The following is a 14,613-nucleotide window of genomic DNA, read 5'->3' on the forward strand; positions in this document are numbered from 1 at the left end:
TCCCGACTGAAACCAGCTGCGCGCTGGGAGATCCTGCAACATCACGTGGAAGACGGGGCCATCGCTGACAGCTCTTGCCCGTGACACGGGCATCGGGTTGCGCACCCTGCAGCGCTGGCACGCCACCTATAAGCGTGAAGGCATCACCGGCCTCGCCACGGCGGCGCCAACTCCCAGACGCCGCGCAAATCCGGAGATGGTCACCCTTATCGAAGGACTGGCCTTGGTGAAACCAGCCCTGACCATCGCGGCCATTACCCGAAAGGTTCACAGAGTCGCCGCCGAACAGGGTGGGTGCCTGTTTCCTACACCACGGTCCGCTCGATCGTCTCGAACCTGGATCCGGGGATGACGACCCTGGCGCACAAAGGCTCGGCAAGTTATCGGGATTCATACGAACTCATCTGGCGGCACCGGGCACAGCGTGCGAATGCCATCTGGCAGGCCGACCATACTGAACTGGACATCCTCGTTATGGACTCAAACCTGATGCCAGCGCGGCCCTGGCTGACCACGGTCATGGATGATCATTCACGGGCAATCTGCGGATACACGGTCTTCCTCGGAGCACCGTCCGCCATGAACACCGCCCTGGCAATCCGGCAGGCCATCTGGCCCAAGGAAGGACCTGGCTGGCCGATGTGCGGGATCCCCGACGTTCTCTATGTGGACCATGGATCGGACTTCACCAGCCAGCACCTCTCGCAGACGGCTAAGGACCTTCACTTCGAGATTGTCTACTCCACCGTCGCCAGGCCCCAGGGACGGGGAAAGATCGAGCGTTTCTTCGGAACGGTCAATACCGAGCTGCTCGCCGAGCTGCCCGGCCACATGACGGAAGGCCAGCGACGGCCTGCCCCGGTTCTGACGCTGAAGGACCTCGACAGAGCACTCCACGGCTTTGTCACCGGACAGTATCACCAGCGTGACCACCCCGAAATCCGAACCACCCCGCAGCAGGCCTGGGCCGGAGACGGCTGGCTACCGCGCCTCCCAGCGACGATTGATGAGCTCAACCTGCTGCTGCTGACGGTCGCCAAACCGAGGATCGTGCACCGCGACGGCGTGCACTTCCAGGGACTGAGATATGTTTCCCCACTCCTGGCCGCCTATGTCCGTGAACCGGTTATCGTCCGCTACGACCCCCGGGACATCACCGAGGTCCGCATCTTCCACAAAAGCCAGTTCATCTGCAAAGCCGTGGACCCAGACCACGAAACGTCCACCCTGACCCTCAAAGACATTCAGTCAGCACGCTCGACCCGCCGCCGTGAACTCAGAGGACAGATCAACCAGCGCGTCGCTGTCGTCGCTCAACATCTGCCGGAACTGTCATCTCAGAGACGCACCCCAGAATCGGATCCGGCCGTTCATCCAAGGAAACGCCCGAAACTCCGCACCTACCTGGAGGATGACCAATGACTGCACAGGGCTTCATTGCCACGAAGGAGCACCGCCGGTTCATGGAGTTCGCGGACGCGGTCCGTCGTCAGCGCACCATCGGAATCTGCTTCGGCCAGGCAGGAATCGGCAAGACGCTCTCCGCCCGGCGCTACGCCAACTGGCACAAAGCGGAAAACCTTCTCGAACAGTGGGGTCCCCGGGACGACTCCGACTACCAAATCTACGCAGCCCTGGCGCGGGCACGAACCGTCTTCTACACTCCTGCAGTCTTCACCACACCCAAGCAAATGCATGCCGAACTCGACCACATCAGTGCCCGAGTATCGATCTGCGTAGACCAGCACCTGGAAAAGATCGGCAAGAGGACAGGCCCTCATACGAGGGCCAGCAAGCATGTGGAGCTGCTGATCGTTGATGAATCCGAGCGGCTCAGCGCCACGGCCCTGGAACTGCTTCGTGACCGCTATGACCGGGACAATACCGCCTTGATTCTTATCGGCATGCCCGGAATTGAAAAATGGTTCAGCCGCTACCCGCAGCTCTACAGCAGGATTGGTTTCGCCCACGAATACCGTCCGCTCGCCCAGGAAGAACTGCATTTCGTCCTGGACCGCCGCTGGCACAAACTCGGCCAGACCCTGGATCCAGACGACTTCACGGACGCCCAGGCTGTCGCCGCCGTTGCGCGGATTACCCGGGGCAACTTCCGCCTCATCGACCGGCTCTTCACCCAGGTGGAACGCGTCATGAAAATCAACGAACTAACGACAATCACGGACGACGTCATCGAAGCGGCGCGCTCAACCCTCGTCATCGGTATCAGCTAAACCGCCAATCGAACAGTGAAAAAACCGCCATTCTGAACGAATAGTCACACATAGTCCTCACACAGGACGCCGCAAAAAAGATCGCCAACACAAAGGACACGTCCGGCAGAATTCGGATGCGCTACGTGCCCTCCGAGGGCATGTACGTCATTAACGCGCTTACTTCATCCGCGGGGACAACACTGCCGGTGGACATTCCGGCGGAATACCGTTCGCTGAAGTGGGATGGTGAACGCCACGGCGGACAGTGGATGAGGACACCGCAGGACGAAATCAATCTTCTCCACCGGTACTTCATCAGTCGTACCAGCGGGATCTTGGACTACGACGCTTTCCGGAACATGGTTCCCGGCGTCTCCGATCCCGGCAATCACTCGGGTCTGCTGATCACACACATTAAGCCCGGAGAATTTAGGGCACACCCGAACCTGACGTCAGGCAGCCCCCGCAATATCGTCAGAATAGAGTCCAAAAGTCGATTCCTGCACTCTTCTGCTGCACAGTCTCAGATGCCAATCTGACAGAGTGCCCCGAAAATGCAGCGCATATGTAGATGCGTGTTAGGCGGGGAATCAGTGCGCAAGGCGCCGCCCACTGCATCCCATCGCGCCTTGTCTGGAAGCTGCCGGGCCAACGAGCCACAAAGTGGCAGCAGGGGTTAGGCTCAAACAATTGTCCAGACAGTGGCTGGACAACTTGGGCTGGAACGTCAGAGCTGCCAACTGGGCCTTCAGAGCCATCAGATTCCTCCGTTGGCGAGCGTCCGGTTCACCTCGGCGATGGCTAGAAGGTCTGGGTCGAACGGTCCGTTAAAGTTTGTCACCGCCGCGACCCATTCCAAATATTCGGTGTGGTCAGGATGCGTCGGGTCAGCGAGGGCCCTCCTTTCGTGTCCGGGGAGGCCCCCAGAGTCTTCCAGCGGCCTCGTTGTGGTGCTCGCGCCGGAGCACGTCGTCGACGAGGGTCACATAGAAGTTGAGTTTGCCAAGATCAGGCTGAGGTAGTGGGCAGTCTCACATAGTCAAACCTCCGCCACCGGAGCAGCGAACTGCGCCTCATACAGCCGCGCGTAAGCTCCGCCCGCAGCAAGCAAGGAAGCGTGCGTCCCCTGTTCTACGATCTGCCCGGCCTCCATCACCAGGATGAGGTCGGCGTCGCGGATCGTTGAGAGCCGGTGCGCGATCACGAAGCTCGTGCGGTCGCTCCTCAAAGCCCGCATCGCCTTCTGCACCAGCACCTCGGTCCGGGTGTCCACCGAGCTCGTCGCCTCGTCCAAAATCAAAACAGAAGGCCGCGCCAAAAACGCCCTGGCAATCGTCAGCAGCTGCTTCTCGCCGGCGGACACATTGGAGCCTTCGTCCTCCAAAACCGTGTCGTACCCCTCGGGCAGCGAGTGCACGAACCGGTCCACGTACGTCGCCCGGGCCGCCTCCAGGATCTCCTCCTCGGTGGCAGTCGGCCGGCCGTACGCGATGTTGTCCCGGACGGTGCCGCCGAACAGCCACGTATCCTGCAGCACCATGCCCAGCCGCGTGCGCAGCTCGCGCCGCGGCACTGAGGTGACGTCCACGCCGTCGAGCGTTATCCGCCCGCCGTCCAGCTCGTAGAACCGCATCATCAGGTTCACCAGCGTGGTCTTGCCCGCACCGGTCGGCCCGACAATCGCCACCGTCTGCCCCGGCTCCGCAACCAAATAAAGCGAAGAAATCAGCGGCTTGTCCGGTGAGTAGGAGAACGAGACGTCCTCAAAAACCAGCCGCCCCCGTCCCGCACCATTAGGCGAAACCCCGCCAACAGGATCAGCCGACTCCTCGTCCTCATCCAACAACGAGAACACCCGCTCGGCTGACGCCACCCCGGACTGCAGCAGGTTGGCCATGGACCCCAGCTGCGCCAGCGGCATGGTGAACTGCCGCGAGTACTGGATGAACGCCTGCACGTCGCCCAGCTGCATGGCCCCGGACGCCACCTGCAGGCCGCCCACCACCGCGATCCCCACGTACACCAGGTTCCCGATGAACGTCATGGCCGGCATGATCAGCCCGGAAATGAACTGCGCGCCGAAGCTCGCGTCGTACAGTTCCACGTTCTTCTGCCGGAACCGCTCCTCCACCTCGCGCTGCCGGCCAAAGACCTTCACCAGCGCATGCCCGGTATACGTCTCCTCGATCTGCCCGTTCAGCTCCCCCGTATGCTTCCACTGCGCCACAAACAGCTTCTGCGAGCGCTTGGCGATCAGCGCCGTGATCCCCAGCGTCAGCGGCACGGTCACCAGCGCGATCAGCGCCAGCGTGGGCGAGAGGATCACCATCATCACCAACACACCCACCACCGTCAGCACCGACGTGACCGCCTGGCTGATCGACTGCTGCAGGCTTTGGGAAACGTTGTCCACGTCGTTCGTGACCCGGCTCAGCAGCTCACCGCGCTGGATCGAATCGAAATACCGCAGCGGCAGCCGGTGGATCTTCGCCTCGATCTCCCCGCGCAGACCGAACACCGTCCGCTGCACCACCCCGTTCAGCACATACGCCTGCACCCACATAAACGCCGACGCCAGCACGTACAGCACCAGCGCCCACAGCAGCACGCTGGACAGCGCCGCGAAGTCGATCCCCTGCCCCGGCGTCAGCGCCATGGGCGTCAGCATGTCCGCCTTCTGGTTCTCCCCCGCCGCCCGCAGCTGCGCGATCAGCTGCTCCTTGGTCACCCCGGCGGGCAGTTGCCGGGACACCACCCCGGCGAAAATCAGATTGGTGCCCTCCCCGAGCAGCCGCGGCCCGATCACCGAGAGCGTCACGCTGGCCACCCCCATGATCAGCACCAGCAGCAGCCACGCCCGCTCCGGCCGCAGCGTGCCCAGCAGCCGCTTCGCCGACGGCCCGAAGTTCATCGCCTTCTCCGCCGGGACGTTCATCCCCGCGAACGGTCCGCCGCGTCCCGGTCCGCCCGCCGGACGGGGAATGCGTACGACGTCGGCAGTAGCGGTTTTGGAGGCCGGTGCGGTTCCGCCGGGGGCGGCGGTGCGGTTAGCGGCAGCGTGGGAGGCGCCCGACGTCGGCCGGTTCTGCGTGCTCATACCGTCTCCTCCGCTGCCAGCTGGGAAGAAACAATCTCCCGGTACGTCTCGGACGTCTCCAGCAGCTCCCCGTGCGTTCCGCGGGCGACGATCCTGCCGTCGTCGAGCACTAAGATCTGGTCCGCGTCCACGATGCTGGAGACCCGCTGGGCGATGATCACTAGCGTGGCGCCGGCGGTGTTGCGCTTGAGGGCCTGGCGCAGCCGGGCGTCGGTGCCCGTGTCCAGCGAGGAGAACGAGTCGTCAAAGATGTACAGCTCGGGCCGTTTCACCAGGGCCCGGGCGATGGCCAGCCGCTGCCGCTGCCCGCCCGAGACGTTGGTGCCGCCCTGGGAGATGGGCGCATCCAGGCCACCCTCCATCTCCTCCACGAAGTCGCGCGCCTGGGCAATCTGCAATGCGGACCAAAGCTCGTCCTCGGTGGCGTCCGGCTTGCCGTACTGCAGGTTGCTGCGGACGGTGCCGCTGAACAGGTAGGGCCGCTGGGGGACCAGGCCGATGTGCCCCCAGAGCAGGTCGGGGTGCAGCTCGCGAACGTCCACGCCGTCGATCCGCACCGATCCGGTGGTGGCGTCGAACAGCCGCGGCATGAGGTTCACCAGGGTGGTCTTCCCTGCACCCGTGCTGCCGATGATCGCCGTCGTCTGCCCTGCTCTGGCGGTGAAGCTGATCCCGGAGAGGACAGGCTGGTCGGCACCCGGGTAGGCGAATCCGACGTCGCGCATTTCCAGCTGCCCGCGGCGGTGCCCGTCGGAGGAGACCGCGCTGCTCACGGGATGCAGCGGCGGCCGGACGCTCGACTCGGTGCCCAGCACCTCGCCGATCCGGTCCGCCGAGACTGCAGCGCGCGGGATCATCACCGCCATAAAGGTGGCCATCATGACGGACATCAGGATCTGCATCAGGTAGCTCAGGAAGGCGATGAGCGTGCCCACCTGCATGGAGCCGTCCTCGATCCGGAACGACCCGAACCAGATCACGGCCACGCTCGAGACGTTCAGCACCAGCATCACCACGGGGAACGCGAGCGCCATCAGCCGGCCGGCCCGCAGCGCGGTGTCCGTGACGTCCTCGTTGGCCTGGGCAAAGCGGGCGCTCTCGATGTCCTCGCGGACGAACGCGCGCACCACGCGGATGCCGGTGAGCTGTTCGCGGAGGACCCGGTTCACGGTGTCGATACGCTTCTGCATCTTCCGGAACAGCGGCACCATCCGGATGATGATCAGCCCCACCCCGATCATGAGGACCGGCACGGCGACGGCGATCAGCCAGGACAACTGCACATCCTGCCGCACGGCCATGATCACGCCGCCGATGGCGAGCATGGGCGCGGCCACCATCATAGTGGCGCCCATCAGCACCAGCTGCTGGACCTGCTGGACGTCGTTGGTGGACCGGGTGATCAGGCTGGGCGCGCCGAACTTCGTGACTTCCTGCTCGGAGAACTCCCCCACCCGCGTGAAGATGGCCCCGCGCAGGTCCCGGCCCGCCCCCATGGCCGCCTTCGCCCCGAAGTACACGGCGATCACTGAGCAAACGATCTGCAGCAGCGTGATTCCCAGCATCAGGCCGCCCAGGCTGAGGATGACGCCGGTGTCCCCCTTGGCCACGCCCTCATCGATGATGTCCGCGTTCAGCGTGGGCAGGTACAGCGACGCGATGGACTGCGCCAGCTGGAAAATCACGACGGCGATCAGCAGCTGCCGGTGCGGTCGCAGGTATTCGACAAGCAGTTTCCAGAGCATGGCGGCTCCAAAGGTTCTGTCCCGCTGGACGTTCGAACTAGACGTGGTGCGAAGGTCAGTTTACGTCCGGAGGCTGGGAACGGCGCGGAAAATTTGGCGGGAATTCGTCGGTCGCTGCCAGGCCGGCGTCGTACGGGTCCACCAGCTCAACCAGCATCGCGATCAGTGCGGCGGGGACCAGGAAGTAGCCGGCCAGGACGCCCCAGCCGCCATCCTCAAACTGCAGGGCGAGCCCGCCAACCACCACCGCGGGCAGGCCCGTCAACACCGAAACCCAGACAGGCCTTCCCTGCCGCCTCGCCCACACCGCGGTTCCGGCAAAGGCCAGGGAACCGAACAGCACCAGCCGGTGCCCCGACGCATAGGTAGGCGGCTCGATGAGGAAAGTGAACGCGTCCGCCAGCCCGCAGGCCATCAACACCGCCGAGAGAAGGACAAGCAGCGCCCAGGCCCCGTCGCCCCACCGGATCCGGCTCATGCGTTGAAGATATCCCGTTCCTCCCCTCTGTGCCACGGTCAACGGGGATCAACCGCGATCCGTTGCTGCGGAATTTTCCACCAGCCACCCATCCGTGGTGCAGATCACAACGAATCTCCTGTATCGCCATCGTTATCCACCCCCAAGGGCTCAGCACTGGGCTGATCCTCCAGATGGCGACCCGGCCGGAGCTCGGTCCGGGTGTCATGGTCTCAGAAAAGTACGCATGACAGGAGCACACCAATGTTTGATCAGAAATTCATTACCAATGCCATGGGCCGCAGCGCCGAGAATCCGCTGGACCGGCGCCGTCTTTTCCGGGCTGCCGGCATCGCGGGAATCGGGGGTGCCGCTGCCCTCCTTTCCAGTCCGCCGGCGCTGGCCTCATCGGATTCCGGGCCATCCGGCCAAGGACCCAGCGACGGCGCGATCCTCAACTTCGCCCTGAACCTGGAATACCTCGAGGCTGAGTTTTACCTGCGGGCCGTCACAGGCCGGGGCCTGGACGATACGCTCACGGACGGCAAAGGCCGCAAGGGGGGCGTGACCGGTGGCCGCCAAGTGCCCTTTACGGCAGGCAGTCTGATCCAGAAGTACGCCCGCGAGATCGCCGCCGACGAAGAGTCCCACGTCCGGTTCTTGCGTAGCGCCCTGGGTAAAGCGGCCGTTGCACGGCCAGACATCGATCTAGACGCCAGCTTTACCGCGGCAGCAATGGCCGCGGGCCTGATCAAGCCCGGCCAGACTTTCAACCCCTTTGCCGACGAAACCAGTTTCCTCCTGGGCGCCTTCATCTTCGAAGACGTCGGAGTGACCGCGTACAAAGGAGCTGCCCCGCTGATCGATAACAAAACCTATCTTGAGGCCGCCGCTGGCATCCTCGCCGTCGAGGCCTACCACGCCGGCATTATCAGAACCACCCTCTACGCCCGTGGACTGCAAGCGCCGGCACAGGCCATTTCGGATGCGCGGGACAGCCTGGACGGATCCCGTGATCTGGACCAGGGAATCGGCACCGCAGAAACCGCCAACCTCGTCCCCACCGATGCGAACGGGATCGCCTTCAGCCGAAGCCCCGGACAGGTCCTGAATATCGCCTACCTCACCTCCAAGGCCGTCCGCGAAGGCGGGTTCTTCCCGGATGGCGTCAACGGCCAGATCAACACCAGCGCGGCCAACTAGTTTCCGCCCCGCCAATCGTTGCGCCCAAAAAATTGATCCAAACTTGAGCCAACCCTTCGCAACCCATGCAGTTGGCGGTCCACGCTGGATCTATCACCACGAAAAACGGCGGGGAAGCAGGAAGATTCATGGGGAACGAATCAGCTCTGGACGAGGTCGTCGCGGTAGGTGGAGTGATCACTGATCACCACCCGCTCGACTTCCACACCTTGGGGCTGGCCGGTTGCATTGACCGGTTGACCGGCCCTCTCCGTCAGCAAGGAACAGCAGTCCGCTGGGATACTCCGCACTGGGGCATCGAGATCCCGGCGGACTGCGCATCCCTCCTCTACCAGTCGGCCCGCGAAGCGCTGAGCAACGCCTTCAAGTACTCCGACGCCGCCGAGCTCACCGTCCAGCTATCCGCGGTTGGCCACGGCATCCGCCTTGTGGTGTCCGACGACGGCACGGGCTTTGACTGCGAACTCGCGTTAAGCGGCAAGAACCACGGCTACGGGCTGCGGCTGATGTCCGTGGCAGTGCACGAGGCCGGCGGCACCGTCAGCGTCTGTTCGAAGCCAGGGCAGGGCACCACCGTGACGGTAACCCTTCCCCTGGACTGACGCCCATACCGCGGCAAACCGGCTGCCTTACCGCGACAGGCGTAGCGAGGCTGGCTCACGGGGACAACTTGTCCGGATCTGGCTCCGGGTCACCGATGTGGCCCGGTGCGTTCGCTGCCAGCACCCGTTCCACGAAGGCGCTGTATTCCTCCATGTAGTGCCGCAGGAACTTGGCGGTGCCCTCATCCCGCACGTCGCCGTCGTCGGAGAAAGTTTCCGGCTTGAACTGGATGTAGACCTCCGGGGCGTTCAGCTGCGGCGCGTCCAGGAAGCTGAGCACGCTGCGCATGGAGGACTGCATAACAGCCGTCCCGATGCTGCCCGGCGATGCTCCGATGATGCCGGTGGGTTTCCTCGCAAACGAGTTGGTGCCCCAGGGCCTGGATCCCCAGTCGATGGCGTTCTTGAGGGCTCCCGGAATGGAGCGGTTGTATTCGGGGGACACAAACAGGATGCCGTCCGAGGCCTCGATCGCTTCCTTGAGGGCGCGGCCTGCCGGCGGAAAATCGGCATCGTAGTCATAGCTGTAGAGGGGCAGGTCCCTGATGGGGATCTCGGTGAAATCAAGATCGTCCGGCGCCAGTTTGATGAGCGCCTGCGACAGGGTGCGGTTAATGGAGCCTGAAGCCAGGCTCCCGACGAAATATCCGATCTGAAACGTTGCCATGCGATGATTCCTTCCCACAGCCGGCGTGACCGGCTGGCCAGAGAGCTTTGGCGGGTGAAGCGGGCACAGTGCCCCACCGGTCGAGCACAAAACCGCCGCCACAGCCAGAGGTCTTCACGGGTTGTTGACACCCCGCTTCGGGAGGCGCTGAATGATGATTGAGGCACATTCCACACACCATGGGAGCGGTTGACATGAAGGAAAAGCCAGTAGCGGCGCAGCGCATCCACAGCGAGGCTCCGGCCGAAGGAGACGAGACCGCGGATCCCACCGACATCCGCATGCACTCGCAGGAGCCCGCCGAAGGCGCAGACACGGACGACGACTGACCAGCTTCCCCCTGGCCCACGCGCCCCGGCTACGATACGGGCGCACCACCAACGTGCGCGCGACCCGCAAGCGCCACCACCCGCCGTCGTACGCGGCATCAGCGGGCGCGGCGGCCCTGCCCCTCATCAGCTGCCCTGCATCAGCTGCCGGTCCCCGCAAGAGCGGTGCTGCCCCACACCGGTCATGCGGGGCAGCACCGTCCTAACCTCAGCGGCCTAATTGCGGGCCGGCACCAGCACCACTTCATGGGGACTGGCCGGTTGGTTGAACTGCGAATTCACGGCGGCCAGCGTGTCATCGAACCGCGCAATCGTGGTGGGAACATCGAAGGCGGGACTGGTGATGACCTCCCTGACCTCGCCGGAGGACAGATCCTCGGCGAGCCTGATGCGGCTGATCTGGTTCAGGAAGTTCTGAACAGCCCAGACCGTCCGGCCCCGGACCAGGATGCCGTCAACATTCTCCACGTCCACGCCCTCGATCTTCGCGCTCTTACCGGTCTCCGGGTCCACGGTGTACAGGGCCCGGTTGTTCGAGTGAGCCACGATCAGCACACGGCCATCATCCGCAGCAGCTATGCCATTGAGGTTAAAGGGCCCTGTCAGCTCTGCCGCCGGTCCCTGCAGCTGCAGGGTCTGCACGTCACCGAGCTTTCCGTGCCACCCCACCGGGAGGAAGTAGAGCTCACCGGCGGCGGAGTTCGTGAACCAGGCGCCATCCCGGGTCAGTGTGACGTCGTTGATGAACCCAGGAGCGAGCGTGAAGTCCTCAACGGGCTCGCCCGATTCGGTGTTGTACACGAAGGCCTTGCCGGTGCCGCCGCCCGCTACGAACTGCAGATTGTTGCGGGTATCGGCCTTCATACCGACGGCGGCCCTGGGCTGCGAATCAAAGTCCGATACGTCGATAAACAACCGCGCTTTGTCTTTACGGATGTCGCCGCGGTAGATGTCTCCAAGGGCCAGGTCGCCGGCGTAGAAGGTGGTTCCCTCGCCTGCGGCGAGGGCCCTCGGCGGAGGTGGCGCCCTTGAGCACAATGACTGAGTCTGCCGGCGGCGAGGCGGAGGCCAAGAGCGCAGGTGCCAACAGCCCCATGAGTGCAATAAACCCAATGGCGGTACGGCGCTGTACTTTTCCTGAATTCTGGGTTGTGCGGGCCACGATTCTTCCTCGAATTTGAGTGATCCGCACGGGCCAACCTGCGGCAGGCCCGCACGATTGTCCTGCCAGTCTATGCACCCCGAGAACCGGCCCGCCAGAGTCCGGAGCCCGGCGATCGGCAAGCTGCCGCGGTCTCTGCTTACAATCGAAACCTCAATCAACTACTGAGGGACCCATGAAGAAACTCGCCACCGCCCTGATCGCTGCCGGCCTCGTGCTTTCCGCCTCTGCATGCACCACGCCCACCAAACTTTCCACCCCCGAAACCTGCGACCGCGTCAAGGCTGTCCTGTCGAACCCCGCGAACAACGTGGGCAAGACCGGCCTGGTGCGCCTCGCCAACCAGATCCGGCCCATCGAAGCCGTGGCATCGGATGACCTCAAGCCTGCACTCGGATCCATCATCGAGTTCACCGACGAGTCCGCCAAGGAAGCCCCGGACGAGGCCAAGCTCGCCGAGCTGGAGGCTGAGTACCAGGAAGCCGGCGCCGCCTTCACAAAGCACTGCAGCTAAGACGCCTCCTGCGTTAACGTTCGACGGCGGCCGGTTGGCCGCCGTCGTCGGCTTATCCTTGGCTCGTGGATCTCTATCAGTCACTGCTTTCGTTCGGCCTTGTGGCCGGACTGCTGACGCTGGTTCCGGGCATCGACACGGCGCTGGTACTCCGGTCCTCCCTCGCGAGGACCCGCGGCTTCGCCTTCGCTACGGCCCTGGGCATCTCCACCGGTCTGATGGTGTGGGGAATCGCGGCAGCTGTGGGCGTCTCGGTACTGCTGGCCGCATCGGAACTGGCGTACCGGGCGCTGACCATCGCCGGTGCCGCCTACATGGTCTGGCTTGGCGCTTCCCTGCTGTGGAAGAGCCGGGCCAAGGACCCGTCGTCCGCTGCGCCTGCTGCCGACGTTGGGGTGCCCGCCGCCTCCCGCCATCACCTGGTCCAGGGCTGGCTGACCGGGACGGGCACCAACCTGCTCAATCCGAAGGTCGGCGTTTTCTACATCGCCACAATTCCCCAGTTCATCCCGCCGGGCACGCCTCCGCTGCTGATGGGAATTTTGCTGGCCGGCGTCCACTGCGTCCTGGGCCTGGCCTGGCTGACCTTCCTGATTTTCGGAGCCAGCTTCGCCTCGAAATGGCTGAAAAGCGCCCGAAGCCTCCGGATCATCGACCGCATCACCGGCACCGTCCTGATCGGCTTCGGGCTGAGGCTCGCCCTCGAACCACGGCACTGACACCGGCCGCCTGGTGTGCCGGCCCTAAGTGCCGGCCCAGTTCAGGGCCTGGTGCCGGGGCACTCAGTTCAGGGCCAGGACCAGGTAGAGGGCTGTCAGGATAACCACGGTGGGTGTCATGACCAGGCGTTCCGGCTTGCTGCGGGAGATTACGTTCAGCACCATGCCCAGCGCGAAATAGGCCGTCAGTACCCAACAGAAGACGTCCGTGAAGCCCTGGTTCACCAGCGGAGCCGCCAAGCCGGCCCTGGCAAGCGCAACATAGGCGAAGAGGACGTAAAGGATGATCGAGATGGCGCTGCCGATCCGCAGCCTGGCCGGGAGGACGTTGTGCTGGCCGCCCCACGCGAACCTTCCCAGCGGTGCTCCCGCGACCAGGGCGGCCTGAAAAACCGCGAGCGCGGCCAAAAGTACGCACGCGGTAATCGCGGCAAACTGGGCTAACTGCATCGAAGATCCCCATTCCCCTGGTGTGGCTGCCGGCCTTTTGCACGCGCCATCCGGACGCCAGTTTAATGTGACCTCCCACTCATGATGGGACGATCGCACTGTCCCTTCCGTTAAACCATTGGCGAAAGGAGGCCATGTGCTCATTGTCTTAACCGGAATCGACGGATCAGGGAAATCCACGGCCGCCCGCGCCTTGGTAGATACGGCCCAGGCAGACGGCGAAAACGCCCTGCTGCTCAGCAACCACGCCGGCAGGCGGAGCATGTCCGTGCTGGCCGAACGGCTGGGCATCCGCTGGCCGCGGCGCCTTGCCGACGCCGTGGAGACCACCCTCCGTTTGGCCAACGTGCTTGTGTCCCATGCCCGGGCCAGCCGTTTCGACGGACTGGTGGTGATGGACCGGCACCTCCACTGCCAGCTTGCCCTGCGCACTGCCAAAGGCCTGCCGCGCGGCCGCCTGCTCCCCCGGCTGATTTCGTCCTTGCCGGAACCGGATGCCGTGGTGCACCTGGACGTTGAGCCTGCGTTGGCACACCAGCGCATCGTCGCCCGCGGCACCGATTCGGAGACGCTGGCTGACCTGGTGGACCTGCGCGACGCCTACCGTTCCATGCCGGAATACCCGGGCTTCGTCCAGCTCGACGCCGACTGCACGCCGGAAGAGGTTGTGGCCAGGCTCAAGCGGATCGTGCACCAGCGGACGGTGCACGCGGAGACTCTCGTGGCGGTTTAGCCCGCAGACCAGCGCGGGCCCAGACCACCCCCTGCTCAGCCCGGCTCCGGCCCAGACCAGCTCCGGCTCAGATCAGCGCGTGCAGTCCCCTGCTCCGCGGCCGGCCAAAGGACGCCGTACCCAGGAACTCAATGGCGACGAACGGCTCGGACCCAACCACCCACTCATCATGCCCGGGAGGCAGCGCATAGGTGTCATGGGCATGGATGGTGGACCTCACGCCGTCGGACGTTTGAATCTCCAGACTGCCGGAGACACAGTAACCAAGATGGTTGTGCTCGCAGAAGTCCGTCAGTTCCGTGGGCTTGGCGGACTCGGACCAGCGCCAGCCGGGAGCGAGGATGAGGCGGGCCACGGAGTAGTCATCGACGGTGACAAGATCGAACTCGGCCTTGTCCGGACACCGCTTTTTATCCGGGACATCCAGGGATTTTACAGCCAGGGCTCTAATGAAATTTGCGGTCATGGGGACACAGCCTAGGGATCATTTTCGGCGGGCGCTTAGGGCTGGGACCAAGCGGTGGTAAGTGGATGCCGGCAGGCGGCGACGAAGTGCGGAGACCAACAAGGTGTATCTCTAACCGTATCCATACGGCGCCCCAAGTCAATGGACCGCGTTGACTCATAGAAAACCTCCGCGTAGCCGGATACGTTGCCTCATTTGATTACCTCCGCGTAGCGGCGTGGTTTCCGGATGGGGCAGCTGTTGGGGGCTATGCCCG

17 protein-coding genes are annotated in these 14,613 nt (G+C 64.1%); 9 read left to right on the forward strand and 8 right to left on the reverse strand.

What is annotated here, in order from left to right; all coding sequences use genetic code 11:
• Positions 1-294: 294 nt before the first annotated feature.
• The 3 genes from AC50YA_RS19360 (at position 295) to AC50YA_RS19370 (ending at position 2,752) form a co-directional block, all read left to right on the forward strand.
• The gene (locus AC50YA_RS19360; RefSeq protein WP_494983827.1) at positions 295-1,422 is read left to right on the forward strand and encodes a transposase; all 1,128 of its coding nucleotides are present in this window, start codon (positions 295-297) and stop codon (positions 1,420-1,422) included.
• On the forward strand, positions 1,419-2,231 hold the full coding sequence (locus AC50YA_RS19365; protein WP_494983828.1) for an AAA family ATPase: 813 nt from the start codon (positions 1,419-1,421) through the stop codon (positions 2,229-2,231). Before AC50YA_RS19360 ends, AC50YA_RS19365 begins: the two co-directional genes overlap by 4 nt.
• A gap of 116 nt (positions 2,232-2,347) precedes the next feature.
• The gene (locus tag AC50YA_RS19370) at positions 2,348-2,752 is read left to right on the forward strand and encodes a hypothetical protein (protein WP_494983829.1); all 405 of its coding nucleotides are present in this window, start codon (positions 2,348-2,350) and stop codon (positions 2,750-2,752) included.
• A gap of 218 nt (positions 2,753-2,970) precedes the next feature.
• Here AC50YA_RS19370 and AC50YA_RS19375 read toward each other — a convergent pair whose 3' ends face one another.
• From AC50YA_RS19375 to AC50YA_RS19390, 4 genes are all read right to left on the reverse strand, one after another.
• The gene (locus AC50YA_RS19375) at positions 2,971-3,150 is read right to left on the reverse strand and encodes a hypothetical protein (protein WP_494983845.1); all 180 of its coding nucleotides are present in this window, start codon (positions 3,148-3,150) and stop codon (positions 2,971-2,973) included.
• A 102-nt stretch (positions 3,151-3,252) separates the two neighbouring features.
• Positions 3,253-5,310 (reverse strand): ABC transporter ATP-binding protein, encoded by a 2,058-nt coding sequence (locus AC50YA_RS19380; protein ID WP_494983830.1) that lies wholly within the window; start codon positions 5,308-5,310, stop codon positions 3,253-3,255.
• Entirely contained in the window at positions 5,307-7,055 is a 1,749-nt protein-coding gene (locus AC50YA_RS19385) for an ABC transporter ATP-binding protein (protein ID WP_494983831.1), read from the reverse strand. Before AC50YA_RS19385 ends, AC50YA_RS19380 begins: the two co-directional genes overlap by 4 nt.
• Positions 7,056-7,110: 55 nt before the next feature.
• Positions 7,111-7,533, reverse strand: coding sequence for a hypothetical protein (locus tag AC50YA_RS19390; RefSeq protein ID WP_494983832.1), 423 nt, complete (start codon positions 7,531-7,533; stop codon positions 7,111-7,113).
• Positions 7,534-7,776: 243 nt separating this feature from the next.
• Here AC50YA_RS19390 and AC50YA_RS19395 point away from each other — a divergent pair, with 243 nt between their 5' ends.
• Both AC50YA_RS19395 and AC50YA_RS19400 read left to right on the forward strand, forming a co-directional pair.
• On the forward strand, positions 7,777-8,715 hold the full coding sequence (locus AC50YA_RS19395) for a ferritin-like domain-containing protein (RefSeq protein WP_494983833.1): 939 nt from the start codon (positions 7,777-7,779) through the stop codon (positions 8,713-8,715).
• A gap of 128 nt (positions 8,716-8,843) precedes the next feature.
• A complete protein-coding gene (locus AC50YA_RS19400; RefSeq protein ID WP_494983834.1) occupies positions 8,844-9,317 on the forward strand; it encodes a sensor histidine kinase in 474 nt (157 codons plus the stop codon).
• Positions 9,318-9,372: 55 nt separating this feature from the next.
• Here the strand turns inward: AC50YA_RS19400 and AC50YA_RS19405 are convergent, their stop codons facing one another.
• The gene (locus tag AC50YA_RS19405; RefSeq protein ID WP_494983835.1) at positions 9,373-9,984 is read right to left on the reverse strand and encodes an NADPH-dependent FMN reductase; all 612 of its coding nucleotides are present in this window, start codon (positions 9,982-9,984) and stop codon (positions 9,373-9,375) included.
• 194 nt (positions 9,985-10,178) lie between these two features.
• On the opposite strand from AC50YA_RS19405, the gene AC50YA_RS19410 reads away from it, so the two are divergent.
• Positions 10,179-10,313 carry a hypothetical protein gene (locus AC50YA_RS19410; RefSeq protein ID WP_494983836.1) on the forward strand — a complete coding sequence of 45 codons (135 nt, stop codon included), beginning with the start codon at positions 10,179-10,181 and terminating at the stop codon, positions 10,311-10,313.
• 216 nt (positions 10,314-10,529) lie between these two features.
• Here the strand turns inward: AC50YA_RS19410 and AC50YA_RS19415 are convergent, their stop codons facing one another.
• The gene (locus AC50YA_RS19415) at positions 10,530-11,351 is read right to left on the reverse strand and encodes an NHL repeat-containing protein (RefSeq protein WP_494983837.1); all 822 of its coding nucleotides are present in this window, start codon (positions 11,349-11,351) and stop codon (positions 10,530-10,532) included.
• Between the two features lie 299 nt (positions 11,352-11,650).
• Between AC50YA_RS19415 and AC50YA_RS19420 the strand changes: the two genes are divergently transcribed.
• On the forward strand, positions 11,651-11,989 hold the full coding sequence (locus AC50YA_RS19420) for a hypothetical protein (RefSeq protein ID WP_494983838.1): 339 nt from the start codon (positions 11,651-11,653) through the stop codon (positions 11,987-11,989).
• Positions 11,990-12,054: 65 nt separating this feature from the next.
• Complete coding sequence (locus tag AC50YA_RS19425) at positions 12,055-12,708, forward strand: LysE family translocator (RefSeq protein ID WP_494983839.1); 654 nt, start codon at positions 12,055-12,057, stop codon at positions 12,706-12,708.
• Between the two features lie 63 nt (positions 12,709-12,771).
• Here AC50YA_RS19425 and AC50YA_RS19430 read toward each other — a convergent pair whose 3' ends face one another.
• Positions 12,772-13,158: a hypothetical protein gene (locus AC50YA_RS19430; protein ID WP_494983840.1), complete on the reverse strand. Its 387-nt coding sequence runs from the start codon at positions 13,156-13,158 to the stop codon at positions 12,772-12,774.
• A gap of 136 nt (positions 13,159-13,294) precedes the next feature.
• Here AC50YA_RS19430 and AC50YA_RS19435 point away from each other — a divergent pair, with 136 nt between their 5' ends.
• Positions 13,295-13,891, forward strand: coding sequence for a dTMP kinase (locus AC50YA_RS19435; protein WP_494983841.1), 597 nt, complete (start codon positions 13,295-13,297; stop codon positions 13,889-13,891).
• 67 nt (positions 13,892-13,958) lie between these two features.
• On the opposite strand, the gene AC50YA_RS19440 is transcribed toward AC50YA_RS19435, so the two are convergent.
• A complete protein-coding gene (locus AC50YA_RS19440) occupies positions 13,959-14,357 on the reverse strand; it encodes a cupin domain-containing protein (RefSeq protein WP_494983842.1) in 399 nt (132 codons plus the stop codon).
• Positions 14,358-14,613 lie beyond the last annotated feature (256 nt).

The sequence above is a fragment of the Pseudarthrobacter sp. RHLT3-21 genome (assembly GCF_059383495.1).

Bases quoted from the DNA above. Each gene is read 5' to 3' on its own strand.
- AC50YA_RS19430 (WP_494983840.1), bottom strand. From the start codon at position 13,158: ATGCAGTTAGCCCAGTTTGCCGCGATTACCGCGTGCGTACTTTTGGCC.
- AC50YA_RS19405 (WP_494983835.1), bottom strand. From the start codon at position 9,984: ATGGCAACGTTTCAGATCGGATATTTCGTCGGGAGCCTGGCTTCAGGC.
- AC50YA_RS19400 (WP_494983834.1), top strand. From the start codon at position 8,844: ATGGGGAACGAATCAGCTCTGGACGAGGTCGTCGCGGTAGGTGGAGTG.
- AC50YA_RS19390 (WP_494983832.1), bottom strand. From the start codon at position 7,533: ATGAGCCGGATCCGGTGGGGCGACGGGGCCTGGGCGCTGCTTGTCCTT.
- AC50YA_RS19370 (WP_494983829.1), top strand. From the start codon at position 2,348: ATGCGCTACGTGCCCTCCGAGGGCATGTACGTCATTAACGCGCTTACT.
- AC50YA_RS19410 (WP_494983836.1), top strand. From the start codon at position 10,179: ATGAAGGAAAAGCCAGTAGCGGCGCAGCGCATCCACAGCGAGGCTCCG.
- AC50YA_RS19440 (WP_494983842.1), bottom strand. From the start codon at position 14,357: ATGACCGCAAATTTCATTAGAGCCCTGGCTGTAAAATCCCTGGATGTC.
- AC50YA_RS19365 (WP_494983828.1), top strand. From the start codon at position 1,419: ATGACTGCACAGGGCTTCATTGCCACGAAGGAGCACCGCCGGTTCATG.
- AC50YA_RS19385 (WP_494983831.1), bottom strand. From the start codon at position 7,055: ATGCTCTGGAAACTGCTTGTCGAATACCTGCGACCGCACCGGCAGCTG.
- AC50YA_RS19420 (WP_494983838.1), top strand. From the start codon at position 11,651: ATGAAGAAACTCGCCACCGCCCTGATCGCTGCCGGCCTCGTGCTTTCC.
- AC50YA_RS19380 (WP_494983830.1), bottom strand. From the start codon at position 5,310: ATGAGCACGCAGAACCGGCCGACGTCGGGCGCCTCCCACGCTGCCGCT.
- AC50YA_RS19395 (WP_494983833.1), top strand. From the start codon at position 7,777: ATGTTTGATCAGAAATTCATTACCAATGCCATGGGCCGCAGCGCCGAG.